The 17,489-nt window shown below is 38.4% G+C and carries 19 protein-coding genes and 2 tRNA genes; 10 read left to right on the top strand and 11 right to left on the bottom strand.

Going from position 1 to position 17,489, the window contains the following annotated elements; all coding sequences use genetic code 11:
• The first annotated feature begins 1 nt into the window (after window position 1).
• On the top strand, window positions 2–931 hold the full coding sequence (locus tag AAV96_RS15265; RefSeq protein ID WP_413772445.1) for a DMT family transporter: 930 nt from the start codon (window positions 2–4) through the stop codon (window positions 929–931).
• Window positions 932–946: 15 nt separating this feature from the next.
• Here the strand turns inward: AAV96_RS15265 and AAV96_RS15260 are convergent, their stop codons facing one another.
• Genes AAV96_RS15260 through AAV96_RS15245 form a run of 4 tightly spaced genes read right to left on the bottom strand, consistent with a single transcriptional unit; the run spans window position 947 to window position 3,276 of the window.
• On the bottom strand, window positions 947–1,261 hold the full coding sequence (locus AAV96_RS15260; protein ID WP_046739925.1) for an antibiotic biosynthesis monooxygenase family protein: 315 nt from the start codon (window positions 1,259–1,261) through the stop codon (window positions 947–949).
• A 12-nt stretch (window positions 1,262–1,273) separates the two neighbouring features.
• Window positions 1,274–1,666 (bottom strand): DUF4870 family protein, encoded by a 393-nt coding sequence (locus tag AAV96_RS15255; RefSeq protein ID WP_046739924.1) that lies wholly within the window; start codon window positions 1,664–1,666, stop codon window positions 1,274–1,276.
• 31 nt (window positions 1,667–1,697) lie between these two features.
• Window positions 1,698–2,315, bottom strand: coding sequence for a DUF1294 domain-containing protein (locus AAV96_RS15250; protein ID WP_046739923.1), 618 nt, complete (start codon window positions 2,313–2,315; stop codon window positions 1,698–1,700).
• 4 nt (window positions 2,316–2,319) lie between these two features.
• Window positions 2,320–3,276 (bottom strand): homoserine kinase, encoded by a 957-nt coding sequence (locus AAV96_RS15245; protein ID WP_046739922.1) that lies wholly within the window; start codon window positions 3,274–3,276, stop codon window positions 2,320–2,322.
• A 101-nt stretch (window positions 3,277–3,377) separates the two neighbouring features.
• On the opposite strand from AAV96_RS15245, the gene hisF reads away from it, so the two are divergent.
• The gene (gene hisF / locus AAV96_RS15240; RefSeq protein ID WP_004659983.1) at window positions 3,378–4,136 is read left to right on the top strand and encodes an imidazole glycerol phosphate synthase subunit HisF; all 759 of its coding nucleotides are present in this window, start codon (window positions 3,378–3,380) and stop codon (window positions 4,134–4,136) included.
• A 53-nt stretch (window positions 4,137–4,189) separates the two neighbouring features.
• Window positions 4,190–4,633 carry a hypothetical protein gene (locus AAV96_RS15235; RefSeq protein ID WP_046739921.1) on the top strand — a complete coding sequence of 148 codons (444 nt, stop codon included), beginning with the start codon at window positions 4,190–4,192 and terminating at the stop codon, window positions 4,631–4,633.
• A 248-nt stretch (window positions 4,634–4,881) separates the two neighbouring features.
• Here the strand turns inward: AAV96_RS15235 and AAV96_RS15230 are convergent, their stop codons facing one another.
• Window positions 4,882–5,526, bottom strand: a complete 645-nt coding sequence (locus tag AAV96_RS15230) for a sterol desaturase family protein (protein ID WP_046739920.1) — start codon at window positions 5,524–5,526, stop codon at window positions 4,882–4,884.
• Between the two features lie 115 nt (window positions 5,527–5,641).
• On the opposite strand from AAV96_RS15230, the gene AAV96_RS15225 reads away from it, so the two are divergent.
• Both AAV96_RS15225 and aqpZ read left to right on the top strand, forming a co-directional pair.
• Entirely contained in the window at window positions 5,642–6,649 is a 1,008-nt protein-coding gene (locus AAV96_RS15225) for an AraC family transcriptional regulator (protein ID WP_046739919.1), read from the top strand.
• A 174-nt stretch (window positions 6,650–6,823) separates the two neighbouring features.
• Window positions 6,824–7,513: an aquaporin Z gene (gene aqpZ / locus AAV96_RS15220; protein WP_046739918.1), complete on the top strand. Its 690-nt coding sequence runs from the start codon at window positions 6,824–6,826 to the stop codon at window positions 7,511–7,513.
• Between the two features lie 40 nt (window positions 7,514–7,553).
• On the opposite strand, the gene AAV96_RS15215 is transcribed toward aqpZ, so the two are convergent.
• The 3 genes from AAV96_RS15215 to AAV96_RS15205 all read right to left on the bottom strand — a co-directional run bounded on the left by AAV96_RS15215 (window position 7,554) and on the right by AAV96_RS15205 (window position 10,982).
• Window positions 7,554–7,796 (bottom strand): hypothetical protein, encoded by a 243-nt coding sequence (locus tag AAV96_RS15215; RefSeq protein WP_046739917.1) that lies wholly within the window; start codon window positions 7,794–7,796, stop codon window positions 7,554–7,556.
• A 71-nt stretch (window positions 7,797–7,867) separates the two neighbouring features.
• Window positions 7,868–8,941 (bottom strand): DNA/RNA non-specific endonuclease, encoded by a 1,074-nt coding sequence (locus tag AAV96_RS15210; protein ID WP_046739999.1) that lies wholly within the window; start codon window positions 8,939–8,941, stop codon window positions 7,868–7,870.
• A 163-nt stretch (window positions 8,942–9,104) separates the two neighbouring features.
• A complete protein-coding gene (locus tag AAV96_RS15205) occupies window positions 9,105–10,982 on the bottom strand; it encodes a potassium transporter Kup (protein ID WP_005219379.1) in 1,878 nt (625 codons plus the stop codon).
• 122 nt (window positions 10,983–11,104) lie between these two features.
• On the opposite strand from AAV96_RS15205, the gene AAV96_RS15200 reads away from it, so the two are divergent.
• The 3 genes from AAV96_RS15200 to AAV96_RS15190 all read left to right on the top strand — a co-directional run bounded on the left by AAV96_RS15200 (window position 11,105) and on the right by AAV96_RS15190 (window position 12,032).
• Window positions 11,105–11,194, top strand: a tRNA-Ser gene (locus AAV96_RS15200).
• A gap of 335 nt (window positions 11,195–11,529) precedes the next feature.
• Window positions 11,530–11,856 (top strand): gamma-glutamylcyclotransferase family protein, encoded by a 327-nt coding sequence (locus AAV96_RS15195; protein WP_046739916.1) that lies wholly within the window; start codon window positions 11,530–11,532, stop codon window positions 11,854–11,856.
• A 100-nt stretch (window positions 11,857–11,956) separates the two neighbouring features.
• Window positions 11,957–12,032: transfer RNA gene (locus AAV96_RS15190), tRNA-Thr, on the top strand.
• Window positions 12,033–12,079: 47 nt separating this feature from the next.
• Here AAV96_RS15190 and AAV96_RS15185 read toward each other — a convergent pair.
• The 3 genes from AAV96_RS15185 to AAV96_RS15175 all read right to left on the bottom strand — a co-directional run bounded on the left by AAV96_RS15185 (window position 12,080) and on the right by AAV96_RS15175 (window position 15,504).
• Window positions 12,080–12,907 (bottom strand): SAM-dependent methyltransferase, encoded by an 828-nt coding sequence (locus AAV96_RS15185; protein ID WP_046739915.1) that lies wholly within the window; start codon window positions 12,905–12,907, stop codon window positions 12,080–12,082.
• A gap of 2 nt (window positions 12,908–12,909) precedes the next feature.
• Window positions 12,910–14,208, bottom strand: a complete 1,299-nt coding sequence (locus tag AAV96_RS15180) for an FAD-dependent oxidoreductase (RefSeq protein ID WP_005219350.1) — start codon at window positions 14,206–14,208, stop codon at window positions 12,910–12,912.
• A gap of 429 nt (window positions 14,209–14,637) precedes the next feature.
• Complete coding sequence (locus tag AAV96_RS15175; RefSeq protein ID WP_046739914.1) at window positions 14,638–15,504, bottom strand: pirin family protein; 867 nt, start codon at window positions 15,502–15,504, stop codon at window positions 14,638–14,640.
• A 288-nt stretch (window positions 15,505–15,792) separates the two neighbouring features.
• Between AAV96_RS15175 and ycaC the strand changes: the two genes are divergently transcribed.
• Together ycaC and AAV96_RS15165 are read left to right on the top strand one after the other, a co-directional pair.
• Entirely contained in the window at window positions 15,793–16,419 is a 627-nt protein-coding gene (gene ycaC / locus AAV96_RS15170) for an isochorismate family cysteine hydrolase YcaC (protein ID WP_004659957.1), read from the top strand.
• A 69-nt stretch (window positions 16,420–16,488) separates the two neighbouring features.
• Window positions 16,489–17,415, top strand: coding sequence for a LysR substrate-binding domain-containing protein (locus AAV96_RS15165; RefSeq protein ID WP_046739913.1), 927 nt, complete (start codon window positions 16,489–16,491; stop codon window positions 17,413–17,415).
• Window positions 17,416–17,489 lie beyond the last annotated feature (74 nt).

The raw sequence follows: 17,489 nt of genomic DNA, 5'->3' as shown, positions 1-17,489 counted from the left end.
TATGTGCAATATATTGCACTCTCATATTAGGTTTGTTGTTGTGACAACTTTATCTCAATCTCCCAAAGCAGCTCAATTTGCACTTATTTTCATTACCATGATTTGGGGTGGAACATTTCTAGCGGTGCAATACGCCCTGAATTTTAGTAGCCCTATGTTTTTTGTGGGCTGTCGTTTTGCTATCGCAGCCTTGGCGATTTTTTTAATCTCAATGAAATCAATGCGTGGATTAAATCTAAAAGAGGTTTTAGCAGGAACGGCGATTGGTACCGTGATTGCGATTGGTTATGGCACCCAAACCATTGCATTACAAACGATTTTAAGTAGTGAATCTGCTTTTCTAACCGCACTGTATGTACCTCTCGTCCCAATTTTAATGTGGGTTATTTTCCAAAAAAGACCTTCTCTCATGACATGGTTAGGGACAGCACTCGCTTTTATTGGACTAGTTCTTTTAACTGGTAATGGTATCTCCAATATCAGTCTAAGCTATGGACAAATGCTTACATTAATTTGTGCTTTTGTGATTGCACTTGAGATTATTTTGATTGGTTATTTCGCAGGAAAAGTTAATTTAAGACGAGTCACCGTTATTCAATTGGCTGTTGCATCATTCTTATCATTTGCCAGTATGCCATTGGTTGGCGAACATAATATTCCTAGTTTTTCATGGCAATTAAGCATTCTAGTGATTAGTTTGGGTTTAGCCAGTGCACTGATTCAATTTGTAATGAATTGGGCGCAACGAATGGTCGATCCAACCCGTGCTGCAATTATTTATGCAGGTGAGCCTGTTTGGGCGGGTGTGTTTGGAAGAATCGCAGGCGAGCGATTGCCATTATTGGCTTTATTCGGTGGGTGTTTAGTGGTGCTTGGTGTTTTAGTCAGTGAATTAAAATTCAAAATATTAGAAAAGAAAAAAGAGAGCTGAATAGCTCTCTTTTTATCACCTAGGGTGCTTTCTTTTTAATAATATATGCGGTTGATAATATTCTACTACAGGCATTGGATCATAAAATGGATGTAATAATGCTTTCCACTGCTGATATTCAGGAGATTTCCTAAAACCTTCAGTATGATTTTCAATATGATCCCAAAAGACCATCAAAATATAGCGATGCTGGTCTTCGACATGTTTAATGAGCTGAACAGCATTCAAACCTTCCATTGGATAAATAATCTCTTTCGCAGTTTGAAAGGCTAATTCGAAATCTTCACTTTGATTTGGTTTAATATTCAAATGTACATGTTCAATAATCATAGTTGATCCAATTTATTGATACATTGGCTTATTATCATTTAATGCAATTAAACCTCGAATTGCTCGATATACAATCCACACCCATGCAGCAAAAATCACTAACCCACAAAATATAGTACTTGAGAGTGCGACACCTGCAAAAGCATTGGCATTATCGCCTGTAAAAAACAGAAAGAAAAATGGGATAAATGCAATGATATTCCAAGCCAAATACCACCAAAAGGTACGAATTTGCCAAGTAAAATGACTCTCAAAAATTGAACCTTGCACATCACTACGTTTTACATAGTTAATAATCAAAGCAATAATCGCCAACAAACCACCACTAAAAATCGCAATGATATAAAGGACATAGAGAACCAAAGTTAAGGTACGGTTTGGATCTTGATCAACGGAATAATTCATTTTTATTTATCTCCAAAAACTCCCCTCCCAATCAATAAAACACATTGAGTGGAGAAATTAACCAACATATCAACAATATATGAAAGACTATGGTACAGAAATAAATCTTACGAAACGGTTGTTTTTGTGTTTTATGTCTCAGTTTTTGTTGAGCAATCCATCCTCCACACCAACCACCCAAAGAATCCACGATATGCAAAGTCTGCTCTGGAATACGTCGATTCCCCAATTGTGCCGCTTCTTTGTCTTGCGCATACAACCAATAACTCAATACATTCATTAAGCTGACAAATAACAAGGTATAGGGCGGCAGCAATTTACTAAAGCTTGCAATCAGCATAAAAACGATATAAATCACGATACTCACCTGCATCGCCGACCAACGCTTGGCAGATGTCGGCTGAGCAGGTTTGCTGTGGTGTTCAATTATTTGTGATGCTTTTAAATAAGTTGCTTGCTGAGCGCGATAACGACCGCGCTCATCCAAAATGACTAAATATTCTAAGGCACACCCCACGATTGGACGCGGCCCTGTGCGAGCAAAGTCTTTGATATGGATAAAAACACGATCTTTATGTGCATCATTCGGTTGAATAAAGCCATAGCCTTTATCATCGAACCATTCAACTAAACGCCCTTGATCTCGCATATTCCTACCCTAAACCTAAAACTTGTTGTAAACGGTTTTGTAACATCATGCGCATTTCCATAGGGTCTTTTTGTGAAATATCATCACCGGTCCGCCCTTCTGCTGCATTTTTCTGTGCGACCTGTAAACGCATACTCCAAAAACGACAAGCAGCCATTGCTAGGAAAATATCCATACAAGCCAATTCATCTTGTGTCAGTGGGCGAATGCTTTGATAAGCACCTAAGAATGCCTCAGCTTTTTCTATATCCAAATGGGCTTGTGGATAAGCTGTACAGAAGTCATTGATACTAATCGCAATATCAAACAGCCACTCATCTTGATTCAGCTCATAGAAGTCAAGAATGCCCTGTAATTGGTCACCCTCAAATAAGGTATTATCCCGAAATAAATCTGAATGAATAAAGCCTGTTGGTCTGTTTGGATATGCTTGCGTAATCACTGTAAATAATTGAAATACCTGATTTAAAAGTTGTTGATCTGCTTGAATCAATTGAGGACGTAATTGGTTTGCTACTTCAGACCAGTATTGATGATTGCGGTTAAAATCACGTTCCAAAGGAAAGCCCTGCAAAGCCAAATGCAATTTTGCCTGCGCTTGAGCAATCGCCTGTATTTGTTTAATACTGGCTTCTTCAGGATGTTCACCCATCAAACGAGGTGCAATCTGAGCAGGTTTATCTGCAATGCTATGAATCGCCTGACCATCATATTTTAAGGGCACTGCTACAGGCACACCCGCCTTACCTAAACAATCGAGTACTGGGACGAGTTCACCTGCTCCCTCAGCATCTAATTCTTCAAAAACCGTTAAAACATATTGTTTCTGTGATTGATCCACCAAAAAATAATTGGTGTTTTGAATACCGCCTTGGATTGGAATCAGGCCAATCACTGCTAAACCATAAGGCTCAGCGAATGCTTGAACTTCTTCTAAACTCAACGGGGTATAAACCGACATGGAAAACCTGCAAAAAATAGCTGTGAAGTTTGATAGAATACCTGTTCCCTCCATGAAGGTGTAGCACCCCTTTCTTTATTGGCGATTTTTTGGAAAATTTTATGCTCGCAAAACGTATTATCCCTTGCTTAGATGTTGATAATGGTCGAGTCGTCAAAGGCGTTCAATTCCTTGATATTCGTGACGCAGGTGACCCTGTTGAAGTCGCACGTCGTTATAACGAACAAGGCGCCGATGAAATTACCTTTTTAGATATTACTGCTACCCATCATGGACGCGATACGACTTACCGTACGGTAGAACGTATGGCTGAAAGCGTGTTTGTACCTTTAACTGTAGGTGGTGGTGTCCGTAAAGTTGAAGATATTCGTTTATTACTAAATGCGGGTGCTGATAAAGTCAGTATCAACTCGGCAGCAGTATTTACGCCTGAATTTGTGCAAGAAGCTTCTCAACGTTTTGGCGCACAATGTATTGTGGTCGCAATTGATGCAAAAAAAACTGGCGAAAACAAGTGGGAAATTTTCACTCACGGTGGTCGTAAGCCGACAGGAATTGATGCGATTGAATGGGCTGTGAAAATGGCTGACTTCGGTGCGGGCGAATTGCTGATTACCAGTATGGATGCGGATGGAACCAAAGCTGGTTATGACATTGCCTTGATGCGTCAAATCAATGATCGTGTCAATATTCCGACCATCGCATCAGGTGGCGTAGGTAATTTACAACATTTGGCTGACGGAATTTTGAAAGGTGGTGCAGATGCGGTACTGGCTGCTTCAATTTTCCATTTTGGTCAACACACGATTCCAGAAGCTAAGCAATATTTGGCTGAGCAAGGGATTGAAATGCGTCTCTAAAGCCTATAACGGGCGTAGCTTTCAGTTACGCCTAAATCTTTAGCTGAAAAAATATGAATGAAACTTTAGTTTGGATTGTTCTTTTTGGTTGTCTAGGCCTGATTATCTATTGGCTCAAACATAAGGAGTCTGTTTTTCTCAGTGTTGTAATTTCTCTTATAAGTGTTCCCAGTATCATTTTTTTATACGTTTATGCTCATCAAATTTACTATTATTTTGCAGTGAATAACCCCAAGCAAGAACACCACTGTGGAATTTTCAATCAACACCAAAGCATTGAGCATTATTCAAGGAATGGTAATTGGACTCAAATACTATATGAGTTTAAAACAGAACAAGGACAAATTTTTGTTTTTGCACGTAATCGTGCTGTTGCTAAAAATTTGCCAATCATGGCTCAAATTCAACCTAAACAGAAAATCTGTTTTCAATATTCACCAGAATTTAAAGATAGTGATGGACGTTACTTACTCACAGGTTTGAGCTTACAAAACTAACAGGCAAAAAAATACCTTGCTGAGCAAGGTATGGAAACTGCGTTTATACAACGCTAGAGGGTAAACGTGAATCTTGTCATTTTGAAAATTCTGTGCATTTCAAATGCTTGAATCAAAATAGCTATAAAATGAACAAAAATATTGACATTAAAAACTCATTTTATTGACAATTCACGACATGACTCATGAAAGCATCGTCATGATTCGTCACAATGCTTATGCTTTATAGTCATATGTCGCATTTCCCTCTATGCCACTGATTCTTGTTGCTCAGTTTCTGCTACAGGCGCTTTGACTAATTTTGGTTTTTGCTCAACCCATTTCGCTGGAAAAACCGACTCGATCGCTTGCGTCAATGCTTTTGAAAGTGGTGCAGGTAACGGTAGACCAAGTGGATTGGCTTCTTTTAAATCAGCCGAAGATACGACTCGCGTTCCCATCACATAATCAAACCATGGTCGCGTTACACACCAGTTAGCATCTTGATTCGAATTCATATGATGATCGTAATGCCAAGGGATCGTACGCTTTGCCCAATCAGGTTCTAAGTGCGCACGGCGATGTACATAATAATAATTACCAGCACTATAAACTGCTGCCAACGACATCCCTTTTGAAAAGGGATAAAACACGATACTAGCTACACCTGCCGCAATAGCAAGTGACATTAATTCATTTCGAGTACGCCAGCTATCCAAACCTTCAACATAACAATCATCAGAAAACTCTTGCTTACGAACCTCACGATGATGTGCCCAATGCGATTCCATACTTTTTGGTACAGGACTGTAACGTGGCTGACCCGGACGATGCACACCGTGCAAAATATATTTATGAGCAAACCATTCAAATGCATTTGCAACTGCCAAACCTGCAATAAAACCCTTAATCATGGTTTTCTCCAAATGTTTCCTTATTTTTATTAAAGATATAAATTTTTGTAGGCGAAGTATTGACGATACGATATATTTATATTGACAAAACACGACAGAATAAGGAGTAGACAGGATGTCCCAACTCAAGAACTATACAGGCTCTGTTTATGGCGGATTAGGGCATTTATTAAAGGCTTATTGCGAAACAAAAAATATTGAAATTCCTGAACAATTACAACAAGTCCAAAATCTTGAACGTTTTGATTACGTCATTTGGCGTGACTTACTTGAAGACCTTAATCGTTTAAATCCCAAGATAGGTTTAGGCTTAGAAATTGCAGAGCACGTACAACCCAAACATTTAGGAATTATTGCTTATCTCGCACTGTCATGTGAAAACTTGGGCGAAGCATTGGCGCGTTATCATGATTTTCATCGCTTAATTTATGATGGTAGCCCTCTCGTCGTTGAATTTAACCCACCCTACGCATCAATCCGCTGGGAAGCTCCAGAACCCTACCCAACCCAATTAACAGATGAAATTGCAATTGCGCTGATGGTGCAATTCCTTAAGTTATTTATGTCAGGTGAAGATATCAATCTACACGAAGTGCATTTTGTGAATACCGCACCGAAAAACATTACGGTTTATGAACAATATTTCCGCTGTAAAGTCCGTTTTGATCAGCCTAAAACTCAGCTACTTTTACCTGTTACCGAAGCCTTTAAGCCACTTCGAACAGGCGATCACACTTTACAGCAATTGTTGTTACAACAAGCTCAAGCTTTATTGGATAAGCTTCCCAATTCCACTCAACTCGATCAACGTCTACAACATGCAATTTTGACTGGATTACAAAAAAACCAATATCAAATCGATTTTATTGCAGAAAAATTAGGATTATCGGTAAGACAATTACAACGCCACTTACAACAGCAAAACACGACCTTTCAAGAACGTGTGCAACAAGTACGTTTTATGCTCGCAACAGAATATTTAAAAGATCCGCATTTGAGCTTACAAGAAATCGCATTATTACTTTGCTATTCTGAACAAAGCGCCTTTCAACGTGCTTTTAAAATTTGGACCAACCAAACACCACAACAATGGCGAAACAACAACATAACTTACAATTCTTAATAAAACTAAAGACACACTAAAGGTTTCACAACAGATCATTTTTTTTACAGCATTTATACAAGAGCATATGCAGTTTTGTGAATTAATTCACATTTTCTTCACAAGGCTTAAATATATCCATAATAAATTTTGGATGCATACTTTTTTATTTTTACAAAGATTTGGGTGATAACAATGAACAAATATTTAGCAGAATTTTTGGGAACCTTTTGGCTTGTTTTTGGTGGTTGTGGCAGCGCTGTTTTGGCAGCTGCATTTCCAGAACTTGGGATCGGCTTTTTAGGTGTTGCATTCGCATTTGGTTTGACTGTGCTTACTGGTGCGTATGCCTTTGGTCATATTTCTGGAGCGCATTTTAACCCTGCAGTCAGTGTGGGCCTATGGGTAGGTGGTCGTTTAGAAGCAAAAGATTTAGCGCCTTATATTATTTCTCAAGTGATTGGCGCAACCTTCGCGGCATTTGTTTTATACATTATTGTGCAAGGCCAAGCAGGTTTTACAGGAACTGGAGGCTTCGCAACAAATGGCTATGCAGAACTCTCTCCAAACCATTTCTCGATCGCTTCAGCCTTTTTAATTGAAGTCGTTCTTACAGCCATCTTTCTGATCATTATTTTATTATCAACACATAAAAATGCGCCTGCTGGTTTTGCTCCAATTGCAATTGGTTTAACACTTACCGTCATTCATTTAATTAGTATTCCAGTCACGAATACCTCAGTAAACCCCGCACGTAGTACAGGTGTTGCCTTTTTTGCTGAGACAGCAGCGCTGAGTCAATTGTGGCTATTTTGGGTAGCTCCAATTTTAGGTGCGATCATTGGCGCAATTATTTATAAAGTCGTTGCAAGTGAAAAAAGTTAAGGTTTTAGAATAAAAAAACAGCCTTTTTCAGGCTGTTTTTTTATAGAAATGGATTTTCAATTTCTTGTTCTGGCTTACGCTCAATCTGTTCAGGTAAGCTCTGTGCTTCTAACACCATGACCACTTCGTTGATAAAACTTTGTAAAGCTTTCGCTGCCTTTAAACCTGCTTGATCTTTTGTGATTTGCAAATTGCCATATAGACTTACACAATCCACCTGATTTTCTAGGGTCAAGTCATAAATTGCTGAGTACTCATCACCATGTTCAAAAGGTTTAAACATTGATTCCACTCCTTATCGCTCTCGTATACACCTATTGAGTTAAGCATAATCACATTAGAATAGCTGTGAAATTAGCGCAACAATTGTAAAAAATACTGAACCAATGCATCAATCAATTGCTTGATTAAAGCTTGTTTGGTTTCCTCATCAATCTGCGGCAAATTAGCATCATCAGTTTGTGTCTTCCCAGAAGAGAATTGCTGCTGTTGCGCTTGAATACTTGCCGTGGTTGCTTCTTCAGCACATTGACTTTGTCTATCCCAACTCACATAGCTAATTTCTTTATTGGCTTTAACTTGTTGTGCCGATGTAGGCAATTGATAAACATTACGCTTTTGTTGTTCTGTGAGTTGTGGAAATAAATTAATTCCTAACTTTTCTTCTAAATAACAGATGCTCACCACTTTAACCTGTAATGAATCATTATTTGGTGCATAGTACGCACCAATAATCCCCTGTTTAGGTAAATACACTGCCTTATATACAGCAGTCGGTACAATCACACCACTACCAATGGTTTTTAAGCGCTTCGCTTCAAAAATTGGTCCAGTCACAACATAAGCATCTTTATGTTGTTTAGTCACAATAGAGCGTACTGCTTCTTCGAGTTTACGCCAAACTTCCTGATTATTCTTCGGTGATTGCGGCACCATATTGGCTAAAGAAAAGCTGTCATGTTGTGCCGCAGTATTATTCATATCGCCATTCGGTGCCATATGTCCACGATCGTACCCAGAACCACGGTAGTCCGCTAACAATGCACGATGAGCGAGAGGTACTCGTGTTTCTTCGTGAAAACTATCTTCGCGTTTGATTTTAATACTTAAACGCTCTGGAGTAAGGTATTCCGCTGACCACAATGGTGTTTTTGAAATACCTGAATACATCACATTAAAATCATTAAAGCACAAAGCATAACTATCTTTTTTTAGACTTTCTTTTGTAAGTAAAGGAGGAACATCTCGATAAAATTGTTCTAAACAAGCACCATGACTCGATGGCAAAGGAATTAATTTAGAAATTTTTTCATTACCAAATGCAATCGCGAAACTGCCTGTTGCGATCAAAGCAAGAACAATTTTTCCAAAATTTTGGCTCAAAAAAGCAAATTGTGTTTTACTCTTTTTGGTTGTTTTCTTCGCCATAACTACATCAAAATCAATATGAATGCGAAGCTTAGCAATTCCATATTCAACTGTATATTGAGATAAAGCCAAGAACGACACTTTATGTCGCAAAACTGTTCACTTGATCACCAGATAATAAAAAAGGCACTCTAAAGTGCCTTTTTTGATGATTTTATGTTACCTAAATTTCAATTTGACTGCCCAACTCCACAACACGGTTGGTTGGAATTTGGTAGAAGTCACTCACAGGGCTAGTATTACGTTGCATTGAGATAAATAAGCGTTCACGCCACGGAGACATACCATCTCCCACACTATGGACAATACGATCACGTGAAATAAAGAAGCTAATTTGCATCAAGTCATATTCAAAGCCTAATTCTTCATAAGCCTGAATCAAGGCTTTTGGCACATTAGGTTCATCTTTAAAACCATAGAAGATTTTGATGCGATAGAAATGTTCATTCAACGTTTCAACACTAATTCGCTCCTCTTGAGGAACAAATGGAACATCTTCAATCACAACAGTGACTAAAATATTACGCTCATGTAGTACTTTATTGTGCTTAATATTATGTAGCATCGCATGCGGAACAACATTAGGTGTTCCGGTTAAAAAGACTGCATCGCCAGGTACTCGATGAACATTGTCCCCAATACTTTTCACAAATAAATCGAGTGATAGGGTGTCATGTTCAAGCTTAGCAAAAGTAAGCTCACGCCCACGTTTCCACGTCATCAGGATCATAACCGCGACTGCACCGATCAATAACGGCACCCAACCACCTGAGAACATTTTTAATGATGCTGCTGCGACCAGTACGGATTCCAAAATAAAGAATGGAATAATCAACAGCATTACCTTTGGTAAGCTCCATTTCCATGCATAGTATATGAATACAGCAACCAAAATCGTGTCGCATAACATGGTTAAGGTCACAGCCAAACCATAAGCACTTGCAAGGTTTGAGCTGGTTTTAAAAATTAGAATTAAGATGACAATCGCGATCAGCAATAACCAATTCAGAAATGGCACATAAATTTGTCCTTCTTCAGAATCAGAAGTATGTTTAATGCCTAAACGTGGTAAATAACCCAATTGGATTGCTTGACGTGCTAATGAGAAAACCCCAGAAATAACGGCCTGTGATGCGATCACAGCTGCCATCGTTGCCAAGATGATCATTGGGTACAAAGCCCAACTTGGGACTAATAAATAGAATGGATTTTCAATCGCCGCAGGGTTACGAAGTAACAGGGCACCTTGTCCAGCATAATTTAATACAAGGCAAGGCAAAACGACGCTAAACCAACCAAAACGAATTGGACGCGGTCCAAAATGCCCCATATCTGCATATAAGGCTTCACCACCTGTGACCGTCAGAACAACAGCACCCATAATAAAAAATGCTTGTACAGGATGAGTGAAAATAAACTGAATTGCCCAATGAGGACTAACCATACCGAGTACGATTGGTGTTTGTACGACGCTAATGACGCCCAAGATCCCTAATGACAAAAACCAGAGTAACGTAATTGGCCCAAAGAATTTACCAACAAACGCGGTTCCGTGTTTTTGCATTAAAAATAATGTGGTTACAATCACGATTGCAATTGGCACAATAAACGGATCAAGTACATTGGTGGCAATTGATAGACCTTCAACAGCGGAAAGTACTGAGATTGCGGGCGTAATAATACCGTCACCAAAAAATAGCGATGCCCCAACAAAACCAATCGCAATTAAATAAATTTTTTTACTGTCGGATATTTTTGCCTTGCGTAGATTCAAAGCAAGTAGAGCCATGATTCCACCTTCACCATTGTTATCCGCACGCATAACAATCGCGATGTATTTAATACTAATAATCAGCATTAAACACCAAAAAATAATCGACAAGATTCCTAATACATTTTCAGGTTGAATTCCTAAGCCATGTGCAGCATGGAAGGATTCTTTCAAAGCGTACAGAGGACTGGTTCCAATGTCTCCAAACACCACCCCTAATGCTGCCAATGCAGTGGCAGGTAAGGCTGCTTTTTTTGCAGTACTTTGCATATATTGTCTTCAATATAGAACGTTATATTCCTTAATATTATCATTAGCCAAGAAGTTTTTCTGCAAATCTGTTCGACTACAACTTGGCAGTCTGCTTTTTTTTAGTTACTATCGCACACCTTGGTGAGGTGTCCGAGTGGCTTAAGGAGCACGCCTGGAAAGTGTGTATACGTTTGCGCGTATCGAGGGTTCGAATCCCTCTCTCACCGCCAAGATTACTTTCTATGATATCTCATAGAGTCCTAAAAGCTTAAATCTAAAGGGTTTAGGCTTTTTTTATTGCCTTATGCTTTCCAATTAACCCTATTGAATCCTAAGATAGTTGGGGGTATAACTGGGGGTATAATAAATTACCCCTATTTTTATACTCCCAATTTTCTACGGAAACTGCTGAAATGGTAAATATGGCGACATCAAAAGACATATGTTTAAAAAATCCCATTCAAATTTTTAAACGATTTTTGATCAAAAAATCATGAAATAAAAAGTCCTCATTCTTGATTTATCCTATTTGCTAAACTACCCTTTTTAATTTCTACATTTATTTATGCTTAGTTTATTTGTTTACGGTACGTTAGGACCAAATCGTCCCAACGCTCATATTATGGAAAAAATTGGCGGTAATTGGGCAGAAGCACATGTATTTGGCACACTAAAAGAACAAGGTTGGGGTGCAGAACTCGGGTTTCCGGGGATTGTGTTGGATCAAAGCGAACATCAAGTCTCTGGCTTTGTCTTTTTCTCAGACAATCTAGAACAACATTGGAAAGAACTCGATGAATTCGAAGGTACAGGCTATCAACGCATCCCTGTTAAAGCGTATTTAAATACAGGTGAAGTGATTGATTCTTATGTATACGCACTAAATATTTAAATAAAAATGGATAAAAATCCCACAATCGAATTAAATTCACCTAATTGCTCATTTTTTCGCTTGTTTTTTTAGGTAGATTCTGTATAATTCTCGCCACGTTGCCGGCATAGCTCAGTTGGTAGAGCAACTGACTTGTAATCAGTAGGTCCACAGTTCGAATCCGTGTGCCGGCACCATAAAATTCAAAAAAGGCTTAACTTAAAGATTAAGCCTTTTTTATTGTCTAATTTTTAACTGCGCTGACCTGAATATAATGTACTAAACCATCTTGATAGAGTTTTCTACATAACTTTGCTGTCATATCAATTTTTAATTGTGCTAAGTCAAAACGTTTCCTTTCTATTTTCTTATTTTCAATATGCAAAGCAAAACCATTTAAAACAGGTTCGGAAAAATCCTGAATTTCAATCTCGGTAAATCCTTTTTGTATAAGCTTTTGTGTTAATTGTTGTTCACCCATTAAATTTTGCCAATTAACATCAGCACTTTTGAGCAAATAACGATATTGTTGTTTTTTTAAATTCGAACACTCTCGCCAAGCATCTGACCACATCAAATAATGAAATGCGATTCGACCTTTTGAATTCAAAACCAAAGATGTCGAATTGAGAAATGAATTCAAATCACTGTGATAAGCCGCATCTATACACAGCACTACATCAAATGAATTCAAAAATTGCAGTGCTTTTAAATTCAAAAAAGATTCACAATGAATTTGAACTTGCGGTAATTGTTTTTGAATTCGTTTGGTACATTCGGGCTGTAGTTCAACCGCACTGAGTTGTTGAATCTGATAATACCGAAGCCAATGTAAAAGACTTGCTCCCCGCCCACAGCCCAGATCTAAAACACGATCAGATTGTTTGAGTTGAATAGAAGCAGCGATTTGATCCGCTAGGCTTTGGCAAGCCTGTGGGTAATCATCATATTGGTTCTGCCAATAACCTAAATTACTCCAAGCAAGTAGAGAATCATCTCCGAGACGTTTTGCATCTATTGCATATTTATGTCCAAAAACTTTCTCAATCCATCTTTGCTTGGAGTAAGCCATATTTAATAACCTAGTTCTGGCGCAACTGAAACTTTTGGTTTAAGCCCAACGAAAGGCAATGGCGCACCTAAAATTTCAGAAATATGCATCGCCGAGGTCACTGCAGATTCTAAAATTGGCAATCCATCGCATGACCACGAACCGCAATAAAACACTTTACGGTTTAAATCCAAATGACGTTGTTGAATTTGTTTATTCAATGCAACCGTTTCTGAATCAACAACCGCCCGCGTGAGCTGTACCTTAGAAATAATTTTCTTAGGGTCAATATCTATTACAGGACACCAAGTTTGGAATACGGCATTTTTGCCGACTAGGCTTGGTTCGATTGAATTAATCCACACTGTAAATTGCTGGCGGCTAAAATTCCGATCCATCATATAACTTAATACTGCCCAATCTTTACGACGTTGTGGCATCACGATTGGATCGGTGTGAATAACCAAATCACCTTGTTCAAAACGGAACTTTTTCAATAGCGCAATATCATCTGCAAATTGTGGTTGCTTCAGAAAATTTTCAATGGCTGGTGTTGGTGTTGCAATAACAACTCGATCGAACAATTGGCTTTCACCTTGTCCATTTTCTACCAAAATTTTATCGCCTTGTTCTTCTACTTTCTCAACAGGTGAGCCGCTATGGATATCAATTCCATCAATCAGTCTATTTACGAGAGCAGGTGTTCCACCTTTCATTCGCAATAAAGCTTCACCTTCAGTCAATTGACGAACAAATTCTAATAGGGGTTTAGCCGGCCACTCACCAATCGTTTTTGGATGGCATGTGCAAATGGTATAAAGCACTGGCATTACCGTACCATGCCAGAACACTTCCTCAATATGGTATTGATTCATGAACTCAGCTAAGGTGATGTCTTGATTATCTGATTTGAAAAATTGATGTACAGCTGTTTTGAGTTGTAGCATCCCTTTTACCAGACGCCAGCCATATTGCTGTATCCCTTTACGGTTATTAATAATTGGGAAATTTCCAATCCGGCTACGTGAAGTTGTTAGCCAAGTATCTGTTTTATCTTCAAATAACCAACTACAAGCCATAAATGTACGCACAGGGAACGTTTCTATTCCCAAATAGCTGGCTAAACTTAAAGTATTTTTCCAAAGTTTTGGGTTCATCACACGTAATGGTGCGTCAATTAAGCCCCCATCAAAGTCTATACTGTGACTGTCCATGCCGCGCCCAGCAAGTGCTTCGAATATCGTTACGTTATGTCCTGCATCATGTAGGATTCTGGCTGAGGCAAGTCCTGCCATACCACTGCCGATAATTGCAATATCCAAAATTATGTCCCATCAGTTGATGATTTTTCTTGATTATGACTGATAGTTAACCTAAATACGGTATTAAAAAATACCAGATTCTGCATTTAAGCTAGACTTTTGTCTTAATGTGGCCATTCACTTATTGTTACATTTTAACACACTTCTTATTTTAAGCTTAACTCAATGATAATATTAACTATATTGTCTTACACATTAAATAAATATACAGAACATTCTTTATTTTTCCATTTTTACCCTGTTAGGGGCTTTGCAAAGCAAAAATTTAGCGCTATTCTGATTAAACAATAATCAGAACCGAGTCACATAATAAACTGGATAATAATAAGTGACCTAATATTAAAAAAATCAATAGAGAACCTTATAGCGAAAGCCCATAACTCTAAAGGAGTTATGGGCTTTCTTATATGCAATCAAAATCAGGATAAATTAGCGATCCATCACACCAAATTTACCACGATTGAAATCATTGATTGCATCCATGATTTCAGCCTTATTGTTCATCACAAATGGACCATAACCTTCAATAGGCTCATTTAAAGGTTGGCCTGTTAAAACCAAGAATTTACTGTCCTGCTCTGCTTGGATCTTAAAATCAATCTGTTCACGGCTGAGCACCACCAAACTTGGAGCCTCTATCGTTTGCTCATCATTTAAAATCAGCTCACCAGAAAGTAGCACCAACAATGTTGTATGACCTTCGGCCACATAAAATGTGTGTGCTTGACCCGCCACAATTTTACCATCCCAAACATTGACAGGACTGAACGTTGTAGCTGCGCCAATTGTCTCTTGATATTGCCCAGCAATCACACGTAATTCACTCCCTACATCATCTAAGTGAATACTTTGGATATCTGTTGCTTCAATGGCTTGATATTTTGCAGGTGTCATTTTCGAATGAGCTGGCAAATTTACCCATAATTGCACCATTTCAAACAAACCACCTTGATGAGCAAACTCAGGGGAATGAAATTCTTGGTGTAGAACACCACCTCCAGCTGTCATCCATTGCACATCACCAGCTTTAATTGTGCCACCGCCACCACTTGAATCCTTATGTCTCACTTCACCTTGATAGGCAATCGTCACGGTCTCAAAACCGCGGTGCGGATGCGTACCAACTCCTTGTTGAGCAGTTGTTGGTTCAAAACGGTACGGCGCTGCATAATCTAAAAGTAAAAATGGACTAATCGTTTGTCCCAAACGATCATAAGAAAACAAGTTGTACACAGGGAAACCATCACCGACCCAGTGCATGTTTTTATTTTGATAGATACCAAGAACTTTCTTCATTTAGTTTCTCCTATTCAGGTAGAAATTCTTTTCTTGAGACTCATTTTACGCCTTGATGATCAACGCTTATAGATATGGATTAACAACACATTATTCCATAAACAGGACAATCTTAAAATTAATACACAATTGAGTGATATATTAAAATCATCATCCTATTTTCAGTATTGTTAATCTCAATATTTAGACTTCATCACTCTCTAGAATTTCACTAGCATCGTTCCAGGTAATAGGAAAAAGATGCTTTCTTTTCATATTTATTTTTAACAAAAACTTGAGGATGCAAAAATGGGAAAAGGCTATATTCGTTTAGATAAAGACAATGCTGCCGTACTTTTAGTTGACCATCAAACAGGTCTACTTTCACTGGTTCGTGATATTGATCCAGACAAATTTAAAAATAATGTATTAGCGCTGGCTGATGCAGCCAAATACTTCAACCTACCCACCATTCTTACCACCAGTTTTGAACATGGTCCAAACGGTCCTTTAGTTCCAGAACTCAAAGAAATATTTCCAGATGCACCGTATATTGCCCGTCCTGGTCAAATCAATGCATGGGATAATCCTGACTTTGTTCAAGCTGTAAAAGCAACAGGGAAAAAACAATTGATTATTGCGGGTGTGGTCACAGAAGTGTGTGTCGCATTTCCTGCGCTTTCCGCGCTAGCAGAAGAATTTGAAGTTTTTGTCATTACCGATGCATCTGGAACATTTAATGCTTTAACACGCGATGCCGCTTGGGATCGTATGTCCAAAGCTGGCGCACAACTCATGACATGGTTTGGAATGGCATGTGAACTTCATCGCGACTGGCGTAACGATATTGAAGGTTTAGGCGCTTTATTTTCCAATCATATTCCTGATTACCGCAATTTAATCAACAGCTACGTTCAAAATACGTCACAGAAGTAAATCGTTCACTGAAGATTAGAAGTGTTGATGCTATTCTAATCTTCATCTCATTATAGGACTGAATTTGTCTTGATCAATTCATTTGATGACTTTCATTATTTTTACTTGGTCGTGAAACATGGCGGATTTAGTGCTGCCAGTGAAGCAGAAAATATCAGTAAATCCAAACTCAGTCGCCGCATTATTGATTTGGAAAATAAGTTTAATGTCAATCTGATCCAACGAACGACACGCCATTTCAAAGTGACAGAATTAGGGCAAGAGTTTTATGAAGAATGTTGTAAGGTGATTGCACAAGTTGAATGCGCTGAAAATGTGTTGCTAAAACAAAAAAGCGAGCCACAAGGTCTGATTAAGATCAGTTGTCCTCCCCTCATGATGCATTTTCAAATCAGAAAATTACTGAATCAATTTTTAAAAGATTATTCAAAAGTTGAAATTTCTTTAGAGCTGACGAGCCGCCGCGTTGATATTCTACATGATGATATTGATATTGCGATCCGAACAAGCTTTGAACCAAATCAGGACTCGAGCTTAATTGTGCGAGATGTAATTCGAACTGAGCATTGTCTGGTTGCTGCGCCAGAATTACTGCGAGGTCAACAAATTCGACATTATTCAGAATTACAGCATTTTCCAAGCGTGGCTTTAGGAACTCAAAAAAATCAATATTTTTGGCATCTATGCCATGTAGAAAATGATGAAACCGTTGATATACCTTACCATCCACGCATAAAAAGCAATGATTTAGCAGGCGTTTATTATGCTGTTCGTGATGGTTTAGGTATCGCAGACCTACCTTATTTAACCGTTCAGGCTGATATTCAAAAAGGACACCTTATCCATATCCTGCCCGAATGGAAATCAAATCGGGGTACTGTCCAATTGGTATACGCATCCCGTAAAGGACAACGTCTTGTGGTTGAAAAACTTATCGAAACGTTAATAGACGGTCTTCGGGAATTGGCAAAAACTGACAATGGTTACGCTTTGTAATATAAAATTAAACATATTTTTTAAAAATAAAAAAAGGCATGAAACCAAGTTCATGCCTTTTTTGAATCAGAAGA

The organism is Acinetobacter sp. AG1 (assembly GCF_001005525.1).
Lineage (GTDB): Bacteria > Pseudomonadota > Gammaproteobacteria > Pseudomonadales > Moraxellaceae > Acinetobacter > Acinetobacter modestus.
Note: the sequence above shows the minus strand (reverse complement) of the source record. Positions and strands in the feature narration are given on the sequence as shown.

What these genes read in the sequence shown, in the direction of transcription:
- AAV96_RS15265 (WP_413772445.1), top strand. Translation starts at nt 2, where the DNA reads ATGTGCAATATATTGCACTCTCATATTAGGTTTGTTGTTGTGACAACT.
- AAV96_RS15260 (WP_046739925.1), bottom strand. Translation starts at nt 1,261, where the DNA reads ATGATTATTGAACATGTACATTTGAATATTAAACCAAATCAAAGTGAA.
- AAV96_RS15255 (WP_046739924.1), bottom strand. Translation starts at nt 1,666, where the DNA reads ATGAATTATTCCGTTGATCAAGATCCAAACCGTACCTTAACTTTGGTT.
- AAV96_RS15250 (WP_046739923.1), bottom strand. Translation starts at nt 2,315, where the DNA reads ATGCGAGATCAAGGGCGTTTAGTTGAATGGTTCGATGATAAAGGCTAT.
- AAV96_RS15245 (WP_046739922.1), bottom strand. Translation starts at nt 3,276, where the DNA reads ATGTCGGTTTATACCCCGTTGAGTTTAGAAGAAGTTCAAGCATTCGCT.
- hisF (WP_004659983.1), top strand. Translation starts at nt 3,378, where the DNA reads ATGCTCGCAAAACGTATTATCCCTTGCTTAGATGTTGATAATGGTCGA.
- AAV96_RS15235 (WP_046739921.1), top strand. Translation starts at nt 4,190, where the DNA reads ATGAATGAAACTTTAGTTTGGATTGTTCTTTTTGGTTGTCTAGGCCTG.
- AAV96_RS15230 (WP_046739920.1), bottom strand. Translation starts at nt 5,526, where the DNA reads ATGATTAAGGGTTTTATTGCAGGTTTGGCAGTTGCAAATGCATTTGAA.
- AAV96_RS15225 (WP_046739919.1), top strand. Translation starts at nt 5,642, where the DNA reads ATGTCCCAACTCAAGAACTATACAGGCTCTGTTTATGGCGGATTAGGG.
- aqpZ (WP_046739918.1), top strand. Translation starts at nt 6,824, where the DNA reads ATGAACAAATATTTAGCAGAATTTTTGGGAACCTTTTGGCTTGTTTTT.
- AAV96_RS15215 (WP_046739917.1), bottom strand. Translation starts at nt 7,796, where the DNA reads ATGTTTAAACCTTTTGAACATGGTGATGAGTACTCAGCAATTTATGAC.
- AAV96_RS15210 (WP_046739999.1), bottom strand. Translation starts at nt 8,941, where the DNA reads ATGGCGAAGAAAACAACCAAAAAGAGTAAAACACAATTTGCTTTTTTG.
- AAV96_RS15205 (WP_005219379.1), bottom strand. Translation starts at nt 10,982, where the DNA reads ATGCAAAGTACTGCAAAAAAAGCAGCCTTACCTGCCACTGCATTGGCA.
- AAV96_RS15195 (WP_046739916.1), top strand. Translation starts at nt 11,530, where the DNA reads ATGCTTAGTTTATTTGTTTACGGTACGTTAGGACCAAATCGTCCCAAC.
- AAV96_RS15185 (WP_046739915.1), bottom strand. Translation starts at nt 12,907, where the DNA reads ATGGCTTACTCCAAGCAAAGATGGATTGAGAAAGTTTTTGGACATAAA.
- AAV96_RS15175 (WP_046739914.1), bottom strand. Translation starts at nt 15,504, where the DNA reads ATGAAGAAAGTTCTTGGTATCTATCAAAATAAAAACATGCACTGGGTC.
- ycaC (WP_004659957.1), top strand. Translation starts at nt 15,793, where the DNA reads ATGGGAAAAGGCTATATTCGTTTAGATAAAGACAATGCTGCCGTACTT.